This window comes from Granulosicoccus antarcticus IMCC3135 (assembly GCF_002215215.1).
In the GTDB taxonomy this organism is placed as follows: domain Bacteria; phylum Pseudomonadota; class Gammaproteobacteria; order Granulosicoccales; family Granulosicoccaceae; genus Granulosicoccus; species Granulosicoccus antarcticus.
Genome location: NZ_CP018632.1, coordinates 5731381 through 5743247, shown reverse-complemented (window position 1 = coordinate 5743247; position 11867 = coordinate 5731381). Strand labels below are relative to the sequence as shown.

Annotated in this window: 10 protein-coding genes; 6 read left to right on the top strand and 4 right to left on the bottom strand. The window is 52.5% G+C overall.

Annotated elements, in window-relative coordinates; all coding sequences use genetic code 11:
• Positions 1-65: 65 nt before the first annotated feature.
• Together IMCC3135_RS24945 and IMCC3135_RS24940 are read left to right on the top strand one after the other, a co-directional pair.
• On the top strand, positions 66-617 hold the full coding sequence (locus IMCC3135_RS24945; protein WP_088920062.1) for a hypothetical protein: 552 nt from the start codon (positions 66-68) through the stop codon (positions 615-617).
• Between the two features lie 12 nt (positions 618-629).
• A complete protein-coding gene (locus tag IMCC3135_RS24940) occupies positions 630-1457 on the top strand; it encodes an ankyrin repeat domain-containing protein (protein WP_088920061.1) in 828 nt (275 codons plus the stop codon).
• Here the strand turns inward: IMCC3135_RS24940 and IMCC3135_RS24935 are convergent.
• Genes IMCC3135_RS24935 through IMCC3135_RS24925 form a run of 3 tightly spaced genes read right to left on the bottom strand, consistent with a single transcriptional unit; the run spans position 1423 to position 5096 of the window.
• Positions 1423-3714, bottom strand: a complete 2292-nt coding sequence (locus IMCC3135_RS24935) for a cyclic nucleotide-binding domain-containing protein (protein WP_088920060.1) — start codon at positions 3712-3714, stop codon at positions 1423-1425. The genes IMCC3135_RS24940 and IMCC3135_RS24935 overlap by 35 nt on opposite strands.
• Positions 3711-4397, bottom strand: a complete 687-nt coding sequence (locus IMCC3135_RS24930) for a Rieske (2Fe-2S) protein (protein ID WP_088920059.1) — start codon at positions 4395-4397, stop codon at positions 3711-3713. The genes IMCC3135_RS24935 and IMCC3135_RS24930 overlap by 4 nt, the downstream gene beginning before the upstream one ends.
• 45 nt (positions 4398-4442) lie before the next feature.
• The gene (locus tag IMCC3135_RS24925) at positions 4443-5096 is read right to left on the bottom strand and encodes a DUF3047 domain-containing protein (protein ID WP_157736257.1); all 654 of its coding nucleotides are present in this window, start codon (positions 5094-5096) and stop codon (positions 4443-4445) included.
• A 216-nt stretch (positions 5097-5312) separates the two neighbouring features.
• Between IMCC3135_RS24925 and IMCC3135_RS24920 the strand changes: the two genes are divergently transcribed.
• The 4 genes from IMCC3135_RS24920 (at position 5313) to IMCC3135_RS24905 (ending at position 10380) form a co-directional block, all read left to right on the top strand.
• Positions 5313-6350, top strand: coding sequence for a COX15/CtaA family protein (locus IMCC3135_RS24920; RefSeq protein ID WP_205737704.1), 1038 nt, complete (start codon positions 5313-5315; stop codon positions 6348-6350).
• 62 nt (positions 6351-6412) lie between these two features.
• Positions 6413-6874 (top strand): methyltransferase family protein, encoded by a 462-nt coding sequence (locus tag IMCC3135_RS24915; RefSeq protein WP_088920056.1) that lies wholly within the window; start codon positions 6413-6415, stop codon positions 6872-6874.
• A 192-nt stretch (positions 6875-7066) separates the two neighbouring features.
• On the top strand, positions 7067-7969 hold the full coding sequence (locus IMCC3135_RS24910) for a phytanoyl-CoA dioxygenase family protein (RefSeq protein ID WP_088920055.1): 903 nt from the start codon (positions 7067-7069) through the stop codon (positions 7967-7969).
• The gene (locus tag IMCC3135_RS24905; RefSeq protein ID WP_418251450.1) at positions 7966-10380 is read left to right on the top strand and encodes a beta-mannosidase; all 2415 of its coding nucleotides are present in this window, start codon (positions 7966-7968) and stop codon (positions 10378-10380) included. Before IMCC3135_RS24910 ends, IMCC3135_RS24905 begins: the two co-directional genes overlap by 4 nt.
• 102 nt (positions 10381-10482) lie before the next feature.
• Here the strand turns inward: IMCC3135_RS24905 and IMCC3135_RS24900 are convergent, their stop codons facing one another.
• Positions 10483-11751: an O-acetylhomoserine aminocarboxypropyltransferase/cysteine synthase family protein gene (locus tag IMCC3135_RS24900; protein WP_088920053.1), complete on the bottom strand. Its 1269-nt coding sequence runs from the start codon at positions 11749-11751 to the stop codon at positions 10483-10485.
• Positions 11752-11867: the final 116 nt, after the last annotated feature.

Below are 11867 nucleotides of genomic sequence, written 5' to 3'. Positions count from 1 at the left end.
AGCCCCAGTCTTGAATCTCATCGAGTGGTATTGTCAGTTCCTTGAAATCCGCTTGCAGGAATAACGTGTCCGCTGCCCAACGTCCCGAAGAACGCTTCCCTGATGATGTCATCGTGCTGCTGCACAATGCCAATATCACCGTCAGTTGTGTACCTATCCAACTCGATGATGGAAACTGGCAGGCCGCCATCTTCTTCGTTCTGCCTGCCGATGCGCCTTGTCTGACTCATGGACGGTTACTGGGTGGTCCCTACACCGTCGAGTTCGATGCTGATCTGCACGAGCATGAAAAAGGTACGCTGATTGAAATCGGCATCGAGATCATTACCCCGATCGAACCCAGTCGTGGCACCTTGCTATTCATCACGGGCCATAGTCCGTCTCACTTTGAAACCTTACAGCTGATCAGCCAGCAAGACGAGCTACCCTTGTTCATTGGCGATGAATATTGTCGGGTTCTCTACAAACAACGAATCCCGGTCAGCGAAGCCATGCAAAAAGGTTTCCGTCAGTTGCTGGATGAGGCCGTGGGGCGTGATGCCATCATTCGTATGACAGGTCACTATGATCCAGATCTGGTTTTCAGTGATGTAGTTGCCTCGCTGCAGCTATCGTAAATCGTCAAGACCATGCTGCAGACGATGCGCCGTTGCATTCCCTTGATCGCCGTGCTGTTTCTGGCGCTCAATGGTGTGGCGCAGGCTTTCGACAAATCGCCTACCGTAGCAACCAGGAACAACACCTACCAGCTCGTCGATGCCAAGGCGCGGCAGGCGTGGATGAGCGCCATTGGGAATGATCAGGCTGCACGGTTGAAGAGTCTTCTGGAATTGCACGAACCGGCGCAATTACTGGCAATTACCGCCAGTAACGGCAAAAGTGCGCTGATGGTCGCTGCCAAGCTCGGCGAGCTGCCGTTGGTTATTTCCCTGGTTGATGCGGGTGCCCGAGTAAACGATACGACTCAGACGAACGGTACGGCCTTCATGTTTGCTGTTTTAGGTAATCAGAAAAAAACTGCCCAGTGGTTGATGAACCGAAATGCAGATATTCACGTCATCGGATCAAATGGTTGGAACGCGCTGAGCATTGCTGCTGCCAAGGGGTATGTTGATCTATTGCAATGGCTGATTGTTGAACATGCGGATGCGCAGCTGAGAGATGTTTATTGGTTTACACCTCTGATGCGAGCTGTTGAAAATAATCATGATGAGGTGGCCTCAGTGCTGCTTGAACTACCGAATACCGATGTCAATGTGCAGGATGAGTTCGGTAATACATCACTGCATCATGCTGTATCAGCTGATAATGCAGCAATGGTTGAATTGCTCTTGCAGCACGGTGCGGACACGAATATACGCAATCGCAATGGCTCTGTGGCCGCCATGCTGGCCGACGATAAACCGGACATGCAGTCCTTGCTCAGAAAAGCGGAGCATCTGTCAGGTCGTCACTGACGGGTGAAACTGTCTCGGTAGCAACCTCAGGGCACAGGCCATGGCGCGCGAAAACCTTGCGTGCTTCCTGATACCCCAGTTCGCTGGTCTGCGCATAGGATTTGAAATCGAGCAGCGAGATGGATCTGACATTGGGTTCAATCAGAACTTCCAGCGAACGTCTGGCCTCGTTCAAGCGCTCAATACTTTTGATATCGGTTGCACGTAACAGAGTTTCTGCAATGCGCGGGATACGAATACGGTCAGCAAACGGATTGAGGCGTGAGAGCAGTACCTGCCAACCGGAAAGGCTGGTTCCAAAATCGTAGTAGTGAAATTGTTCCGGGATGTGACTGACATTGACACCGATGATGTTGCCGCGCCCACCCAGACGTTCGTGCATGACGTCGACCGGAAAAGTATTGAGTACAGCACCGTCAATCAACAGATCACCATTGGTTGTCGGAACCGGTGAGAAAACCCCGGGCAGAGAAATGGTGCTGCGAACTACTTTCCATAGAGGGCCTTGGTCATGAATGACTTCGCGACCATCGGCAAGATTTGATGATATGCAGAAAAAGGGTGTCCACAGATCCTCGATCAGCGTATGGCCATACACGTCTTTGCAAAAACGGGTGAGCTTGGCAGATTTCATCAATGAGACCAGGGGCAGGGTGTAATCGAACAAAGCCTGTTTGCAAGCGAAGGCTGCCGACAGGCTTTCGATATCCTTGTAACTGCGTCCCATGGCCATGGCGGCACCGAGAAGCCCGCCCATGCTGGATCCGCCGATGTAATCGATGTTTACCGATTGTTCCTCTATCAGGCGCTGAACTCCCAGATGAGCGTAACCGCGTGCCCCACCGCCACTGAATACAATGCCACGTGCCTTGTGTTGGAGGCGTCGGGCCAGACGCGAGAACTGCAGGGGATCATTGATACGCACATGATAGAAGGCATCCAGATCTCGTTTGTTAAGCCAACGGGCCGTATCCTTTGGGAATCGTGTATTGCTGGGATGTAGTAATACAAGATCAACCTTTGGTCGAATGCGCGATTCACTGAATAGCTTGTTCAGTTGCTGTTCGCGCTCGCGAATCTCGGCGCTGTTCTCGGGCAGTGCATCAACCAGCAGCAAGATGCGGTCTGCACGATTGACGCATCGCTGTGTCCAGGGTGTCCATTCGCGATCAGCAATGAACATCAGGGAGTCGAAACGGTTTTCCTTGTCATCAAGCCACTCAGCGATGGCTGAGTTGAAAATATTGTCAAAACTTGTCTGCGAGGCACCTGAGCGGCCGTAAAGGGTATCGAAGCTGCGTGAATCAAGTGACATGCAATCGCCGAGTTCGCGCATTGCATTTCTCAACTGATGGGAAAATCGACGCAGAGGCAGGCGTGAATCCAGCGGCAGAATGACAAAGTTACAATCTGTCCTGGGAGTATCTTCCAGCTGAACATTGTTTACATGCCGACGCACGATCAAGCGTGACAGCCGAATCATCATGTCGGCGCGTGGCGCGACGAGGGTATCAAATGCCTCACGGTTCAACATGGCTACCGTCGATTCACGTGCCGCAGTCACTGTGGCGGTGCGAGTGCTGTCTGCCAGCAAAGCCAGTTCGCCGACAGTTTCCGGGGCTCGAACTTCACCGATGCGAACTAGTTGACCTTCGGCATCGGTACTTTCGATAATCAGTTTTCCCGAGACGATTACGTAGAGCCCGTCTGGCTGTTCGTTCTCCTGGAACAAGACCTCACCACTGTGATAATGGCGGGTGACGGTTTTCTCGAGCAACTTGTCCATGGTCGCATTGCTCACATCGCCAAACAGCTCGAGGAATGCGCGGGCGAGGGTCACGCGCCTGGAAAGCAGGGCCGCAGCATCGTAGACATGCGCCAGGATTCCGGGGTCTATATTGGTTAATTGATCAAAGGAGAAACGTGGAAACAAAGCTATGCAGGACTTTCTGACCGCAATGGCTGTCACCAGATGTCTGCCACCGTTGAGTACGGTGAAGTCGCCGGCAGTCTCGCCTTTTATACGAGATTGAAGATAAAAAGTTTCTGTCGAATTACCGCAAGGCATGTAAAGGCCCAGCTCACCATCAACGACCAGATACAGGTTCTGGCTATCCTGATCAGCCATGAATAGCGTTTCACCTTCAGCCAGGTCGGTGAAGGATATGAACGGGATCAATCGATCCCATAGCGACTCGTCTATGCCTTTGAGCAGAGGAAGTTTCTTGAGTTGCTTTTTTGCGCGAGCGTCGTTCAACAGAGCACCTGCTGCGTTGAAAACTCTTCGGCAGGCACAACGACTATGCGCTCGGCAGCACGCTGCCGGACGTCGGTTACACCGTATTCCATGGCTAGTCGAAAACCGAATTTTGTCAGAAACTGTTCGTACTGGTCGGGTCCGAAGCTGCCAGTTGCCGACAGATTGCCAGAGTCATCATGTGACAGCGCAATGGCTGCCAGAGGAGCGGGGGCAGGTCCCGATAAAACCTCACCCCCTGCGGCAGGGTCATAGACACTGCGTTCGGAGCAGCAGCTGACCAGTCCGTCACGTGTTTGACGTTCACCGTTGCTGTCATGGAAGACGATCGGTTCGGGGCGATAGGCTATATGACTGATAGGTTTGGCAGGATGTGACATCTTGTGGCTGCAGATGGCAGAGAATGCAACGACGGATTGATCTGTGTCGAGGCCCCCAGGCCATGACCCACGAGCCGGGGCAGATTTGCCAAGGCGCATGAGAAAGCACGGAGTTGTCAAATAAGGGTAGCCAAAAATATAGGCTCTGCCAGTCTGAAGTGAAGCCAGGGTAACGCTACTGTCGTCCTCGTAGATCAATCTGCTGGTCGGATAGTGAATCCGCTGGCTCCCCGAGTTGGCATGCGTGCTGGCTGCACCGGCAATTAGTGCCGTGCAGAGAGAAGTGAATGTCCGTCTGTCCATGAGTGCAGTATAGAACCCTTGGCGCCGGCGGTCACGAGGCTGCTGTTAATTGGCGCTGAACTGAATCTTGCCAAACCAGGCCATCCCCTCTTTGTTGGCATTATCACCGTCAATCATCACCGCATAGCCACTCAGTTGCTTGATATCTGCACCGAAATAAGTCTTGAAATCCTCAGCGATGTTTCGTTGCTGTGTTACCCAGGAGCCGACACGCTGATTGCCTGTCTGTACAACCACCATGTGGGCCTTGTCCGTAAACGGGTTGGCCCATGAGTCATCCAGTGGGGCATCCGTTGACCAGACGTAGTTGATGGCCAATGTGTCCCATGGCAGAAAGCCGGTCTTAGCCACGACATACAGGCGAGCAGGGAAGTCATCACCCTGGCGGCTGCGTTGATCAATACCCTCGTAGGTGCGATCTACTTTCCATGACCACTCGATGAGAGGGGTGGTTTTCAGATCCACCTTTTGTTCCGTGTACAGAATGGAGGCTTTGCCATTGGTACTACCCTGAAGCACTTGCGTGCCTTGCTCTTCGATCAGCTCATATTTGCTGTTACCGGCAAAGCTGCGCTCTTTCCAACCGCTGAGTGAGCCACTGGAAAATTCGCCCGTCAGACCACTGATCTGGCCTGTCGCGGCAGGAGCGGAACTGGAAGCCAGCATTAGCCAGCCGAACCCCAGGATCGTTGTCGCCATCAACGCTGCGAACTGATTTCTTCGATGATGGGTTACTGCGTGTGTGGTGTGCGTCACGAGAGGGGTTATCTGTCTGGGAGGAAGGTTTCTATTCATACGGATTAAGATCAGGTTTGAGCCACGAAAGTTCAGAGAGAATCTGACGTTTTCAGAACCAATGCGCGTTGAGGCGCGTATGGCGTACCATTAAGGAAATTTCCCGAAGGTTTTTCTGCCGTGTCCGCCGATATGCCCAGTCAGTCAACTCAACGTCGTTTCTGGTGGTGTGCCGCCCTGACCGTTGCCACGATCTTCTCTCTGATTCTGGTCGGTGGAATTGTGCGAGCGACCGGTGCGGGTATGGGGTGCCCGGATTGGCCAACCTGTTTTGGGCAGTGGGTTCCACCTACCAGTGAGGCCCAGTTACCTGATAACTATCAGGAGATCTACGCTGAGCGTGGATATGCGGATACCACCTTTAACGTTCGCAAGACGTGGACCGAATACCTGAACAGGCTGTTGGGCGTTTTCACCGGTATGACGATATTCGCAACGTTATTGTTTTCGATACCCTATCGTCGCCGCGAACCTCGGATATTCTGGTTCTCAATGGTGGGGTTCGTACTGGTCGGTGTGCAGGGCTGGCTGGGCTCGCAAGTAGTGGCTACCAATCTTCACACTGGGCTGATAACGCTGCATATGCTGCTTGCGCAAGTGATCGTTGGTGTACTCATTGCCGCTTTGATACGTTCGGGACGTGCGAACTATCGCGATATCCGTATTGATCGACTGCCGCGCTTGTTCTATCCCTTGTTTATTGTTGCCATGGTGGCTGGACTATTGCAGCTGATCATGGGGACTCAGGTTCGCGAGGCGGTAGACCTTATCGCACGGAGCAGTAATTTCCAGGATCGACACTTGTGGATAGATAATTTGCCGCTGGTCTTTGCCGTTCATAAATACTACGCCATCGCGCTGGTAGGGCTGAACGGCTGGTTGATTGTCTCAGTGCTCAATCATTCAGACTCCAGAATACTGCGTCAGCTAAGTATTGCTCTGGGAGCTTTTCTGCTGGGCACCATCGCCATCGGCATGAGTATGGATCGTCTGCATATGCCAATGTTTTCCCAGCCTCTGCATCTACTGCTGGCATCGTTGATATTCGGGACTCAGTTAGCCATTCTGTTGGTTCTTCGACATGCTCTGGAAGATGACAAGGCAAATGCTCTGCGAGAGCATGAATCGATGGCCAGTCTTTCGACTGGCGGTGTGTAGATTCCTGCCCCGGGAATTCTTCCTTTCTGTCCAACGATTACCGATACAGGAACTGCTGCCGCGTGAAAGCACTGGAACTCAAAATACAGCCCCCCGTTCTGGCGCTGATAACGGCCATTGGCATGTGGTTTTTATCCGCATTGATGGCCTTTCTCTCCATTGACCTGCCGGGGCGAGAAGCATTGTCGATTCTGCTGCTTATTACGGGAGGGGTGGCTGGGTTCGCAGGCATTTTTGCCTTCCGCCACGCGCATACTACGGTAGACCCCAGGACACCAAGTGCAACCAGAGTGCTGGTTACAATCGGTATTTACGGTTTGACGCGTAACCCTATGTACCTGGGCATATTACTGATTCTTGTGGCCTGGCTGATCTTTCTGGGCAACTTGTTACCGATAGTCCTGTTGCCGTTATTCGTGCTGTACATGAACCGCTTTCAGATCGCACCTGAAGAGCGGGTGTTGAGGGAAAAATTTGGAGACGAGTACGCGGAATATCAGAACAAAGTCCGGCGCTGGCTGTGAATTTGCATTTTAATGCAGTTGTTCTGATGTGTTTGCAGGCAGTGTGACGAGGTATTTGAGAACGGGTCGAATCTGTAATAAAAATAACTAAAAAATGGCATTTTGATCTCAACAAAATGATCGCGGAATGGCATAAGATTCGCAAAATTCGTCGCTCATGTGACGTTTATTACGATTGTCAGGAACCCGACAGTGACCGCGATTTTATTTGACCAACCTCTAGATGACGACAAGCGCCGAGAGCGCCTCTACGCAGGCGATATTCTTGTCTATTCAGCCAACGAGCACTCCATGGCATTGGTGGAGCTGGCGCGCGAAATGATCCACGAAGCCTTTCCAGGAGGAGGGGACCCGGCACTCGCGCAATTTGAGCACTCCGTCGAAGACTATGCCCAGATACTGATGAAACTGAAGCCTGCCTTCATTCATCACCCTGAGTGCAAGAAAATCATTCCACGACTATTCGAATCTCTGGGGTGTGATCTGGACCAGATGTATTTTGATGTGCCGCGCATGCGAACTTCGACCAGTGATGATTTTCTGACCAGTGGTATTGCCTTTGCGTTTCATCCGCACCGTGATACCTGGTACTCGGCACCCATGTCACAGATCAACTGGTGGTTGCCTATCTTCGATATCGAGGCAGGTAATGCAATGGCATTCCATCCAAAATATTTTGATGCACCGGTCAAGAACAGTTCCGAGACCTACAACTACCAGGAGTGGAATGCGACAAGCCGATTCACGGTCGATCAGAATGTAAAGACTGATACCCGGCCGCAGCCAAAAGCTCAGGAAGAGGTGGAGTTGGAACCCAGCCTTGTCTTGGTTCCGCCACCAGGTGCCATGATTCTATTCTCGGCCGCACATCTGCACTCCTCTATTCCCAACAGCACAGGTCGAACTCGCTTCTCGATAGATTTTCGTGTCGTGCATGAAGGCGATCTGCGGGCTGAGCGCGGTGCAGAAAACGTCGATTCACGGTGTACTGGTTCTGCCATTGGTGACTATCTGTGTGCCAGTACCCTGGAGCACCTGCCTGAGGATGTGCAGGCGGCGTATCTGCCGGGTCATCCTCAGTCGGTAAAGATCTGATTTTTATCAATACAGGTTGGATTGTCTCCAATGGTGAGCACAAGGTTGCTTTACCGGTCCCTGGTGATGTGCATTCAGCACTGCTGACAGCAGGGAAGATAGAGGATCCCTATTGGCGAGACACGGAAACAAGTCTGGACTGGGTTCACGAATGCGAGTGGCTTGCGGAAACATCTTTTTGTCTCGATGAGTTGCAGCCTGGTTTGTGGACGCTTACGTTTGACAGTATTGACTGCATGGCAGAGGTGCAGTTGAACGATCATTTGATCGGACGCTGCGATAATCAGTTCATTCGATGGGATTTTGAAGTCGGCACCTTGCTGCGCCAGGGCAAGAACCACTTGCAAGTGAAGTTCCTGTCAAATTCAGCAATGGCTGCTCAACGTGCTGCAGAAGCCCCGTTCCCGGTTCCCTATATCAAGTGGAATAACCGACTGGCGCATTTCAATTTCTTGCGCAAGGCGCAATGCCATGCAGGGTGGGATTGGAATATTGCCCTGTCACCGCTGGGCTTGTACAGACCGGTTAGCCTGAAACGAGTCGATGCCGTACGCATCGACGAGGTGATGGTGCGTCAGAAGCACACTGATAATTCGGTGGCGTTGAGTGTTGATATTCACTACACCGCCCAGTCAACGACTGCTCTGAAGGCGAAGATCATCTGCGAAGCAGAGCTAACCGAGTGTGAAATAGATGCCTACCCGGGAGCAGGCGTGACTCACTTGACGCTCGAGTTGAAGAACCCTCGGTTGTGGTGGCCTGCCGGATACGGTGTGCAGGAGATGTACGATGTGACCGTGCAGTTGGGCGAGGATACCAGGCACTATCGAATTGGCTTGCGGGAAGTGCAACTGATTACCGATGCGGATGAGATCGGTAACCGTTTTGCATTCAGAGTTAACGGCAAGGAAATATTCATGCGAGGCGCAAACTGGATACCTGCCGATGCATTGCCGGCAAGAGTTACTCCGGAGCTCGTGGATGATCTGTTGTGCTCAGCGCTGGATGCCAACATGAATATGCTTCGAGTGTGGGGCGGGGGCCAGTATGAACCTGACTGGTTTTATCAGATGTGCTCGGAAAAGGGACTGATGATCTGGCAGGATTTCATGTTTTCCTGCAACTTGTATCCCGCATCAGATTCTGTCTGGCTTGACTCTGTACGTATCGAGGCCCGGCAACAGATACGCCGCCTGAGTCAGCACGCATCGCTGGCGTTGTGGTGTGGTGATAATGAGGTCATTGGCGCACTAGGCTGGTTTGAAGTGTCCCGTAAAAACCGTGATCACTATGTGGCTGTTTATGCCCGGTTGAGTCACGCACTGGAAGAGGCTATGGAGCGGGAGGCATCGGATATTCCCTTCTGGGCATCGTCTCCTGCGGTGGGCCGACTTCACTTTGGCGATGCCTGGCATGATGATACTGCCGGGGATATGCACTTTTGGGATGTGTGGCACTCATCAAAGGACTTTGAGCATTATCGAACCGTTAAACCACGTTTCTGCTCGGAGTTCGGCTTTCAGTCTTTTCCGTCAAATCAGCTGATCGAAACCTTTACTGATCCACAGGACAGGAATGTTTCCTCCTCTGTCATGGATGTGCATCAACGCAACGAGGGTGGCAATAGCAGGATTGTGGAAACCCTGGTTCGGTATTTCAGGTTTCCGGATAAGTTCGAGGACATGACATGGCTAAGTCAGCTTAGTCAGGCTTTGGCCATGAAGACTGCCATCGAGTTCTGGCGCAGTAGCAAGCCCAGATGCATGGGCACGCTTTACTGGCAATTGAACGATACCTGGCCCGTTGCCAGTTGGTCCAGTCTGGAGTACGGCGGTAGCTGGAAGCTGACTCAATACTTTGCCAGACGTTTCTTTGCCCCAGTACTTGTCAGTGCCCGGCCGGATGAGAAAACCGGGGAGATCGTCGTTCTCGCCGTGAATGACACAGCAGAGCCGTTGAATATTGACATTGAAATTACAACGGTGACACCTGAGGGTAAATCCATGAGTGCAGGTGAATGGTCGCTGGTGGTGCCTACCGATCAAGCACTTGAAGTCTGTCGCGTGCAAGCTGCTCTTTTAGATGGGGGACAGATATTGCATTTAAGTTGGATGGGCGAGAATTCAGACCATACCGGGCAAAACGATTACCTGCCATTGCGACCGAAACAGTACAGACTTGCCGAGCCCAATATCAGCGTAAGAATTGATGCAGGCTTTGACGGAGACGAGGTTGAACTGCTGAGCGACTCTCTGGCTCTGTTTGTCACCTATGATCATGGTGGAGCCGATGTCTGGTCGGACAACGGATTTACGTTGTTGCCAGGTGTGCCGAAGCGATTGCACAGAATACGAAAAAGAGCTGCCGAGAAGGACAGGTCAGCGGCTGCGATACGATATCTGAAAACCTGATGCCGCTGATTGGATGAACCCAGCTTCCAATGAGGCCGTCCATGAATTCGAATGAAATCCAGCCGTTGCTCGCTTATGCCAGAGCAACGGCTGGAGTGTCAGTCAGACTTTTGCCAGAGCTTGTTCGAGATCTTCGATGATGTCATCGATATGCTCGATACCTATCGAGAGTCGCACCATATCGGGTGTTACACCTGCAGCCTTCAACTCTTCATCATTCAATTGACGGTGTGTGGTGGCAGCCGGCATGGATGCCAGTGTTTTCGAGTCGCCAATATTAACCAGTCGCAAGATCAGGTTGAGGGCGTCATACACCGTTATACCAGCCTCAAGTCCACCTTCGACCCCGAAACTCAGGATGCCGGAGGCGTGCCCAGCCATGTATTGTCTGGCAAGCGCATGATCCTTGTGAGAAGGCAGGCCGGCATAACTGACCCATTTGACCTTGTCATGATTGTCCAGAAACTGTGCGACAGCCAAGCTGTTGCTGCAGATTCTTTCTACGCGTAATGACAGCGTTTCCAGACCTTGGATCAGGTTCCAGGCTGCCTGGGCTGAGAGGGCCGCGCCCATGTTGCGAAGTGGCACAACACGCGCACGAGTGATGAAGGCGGCTGCGCCGACATCTCGGGTATAGCTGACACCGTGGTACGAGACATCCGGTTCATTGAGCAGAGAAAAACGTTCGGCATGCTCGGCCCAGGGGAAATTGCCGGAGTCTACGATGATGCCACCAAGGGTCGTACCATGACCACCGATGTACTTTGTGGCAGAGTGCACGACGATATCTGCGCCATGTTCGATGGGGCGGCACAGGGTCGGGCTGGCAACCGTATTGTCGACGATGAGCGGAACGCCATGCTCATGAGCAAGGGTCGCCAGTCTGGCAATATCGACTACCCCGCCGGAAGGGTTGCCGATGCTTTCGCAGTACACCGCTTTGGTTCGTGCGTCGATCAGTTTTGCGATGCCTTCGAAATCGTCCTTGTCAGCAAACCGGGTTGTCAGTCCCATACGGGGAAAGGTGTGTGCAAAGAGGTTATAGGTTCCGCCATAGAGTTCGCTGATGGAGACGATGTTGTCACCGGCTTCAGCAATGGTCTGGATGGCATAGGTAATGGCTGACATGCCCGAGGCAACAGCTAGCGCGCCAATGCCGCCTTCGAGTGCTGCCACACGTTGTTCAAGCACAGCGCAGGTGGGGTTCATGATGCGCGAGTAGATATTGCCCGCAACCTTCAGATCGAACAGATCTGCACCGTGTTGTGCGCTGTCGAACGCATAGGCGGTGGTCTGGTGGATGGGCACGGCAACTGAATGTTGTTCATCTGGGGTGTAGCCGTGATGCAGGGCTATCGTTTCGGGTTTCATGTCTGCATGGTCTCCGGGTGGTGAAATCAGTAGGGCATCATCCCATAATTAGAGTTTGTCTGGCACAGGATACTGTCTGAATTGTCAGTAAAAACAGGCTTGATGGGTTGTCAACA

Bases quoted from the DNA above. Each gene is read 5' to 3' on its own strand.
- IMCC3135_RS24940 (WP_088920061.1), top strand. From the start codon at position 630: ATGCTGCAGACGATGCGCCGTTGCATTCCCTTGATCGCCGTGCTGTTT.
- IMCC3135_RS24900 (WP_088920053.1), bottom strand. From the start codon at position 11,751: ATGAAACCCGAAACGATAGCCCTGCATCACGGCTACACCCCAGATGAA.
- IMCC3135_RS24930 (WP_088920059.1), bottom strand. From the start codon at position 4,397: ATGGACAGACGGACATTCACTTCTCTCTGCACGGCACTAATTGCCGGT.
- IMCC3135_RS24925 (WP_157736257.1), bottom strand. From the start codon at position 5,096: ATGGCGACAACGATCCTGGGGTTCGGCTGGCTAATGCTGGCTTCCAGT.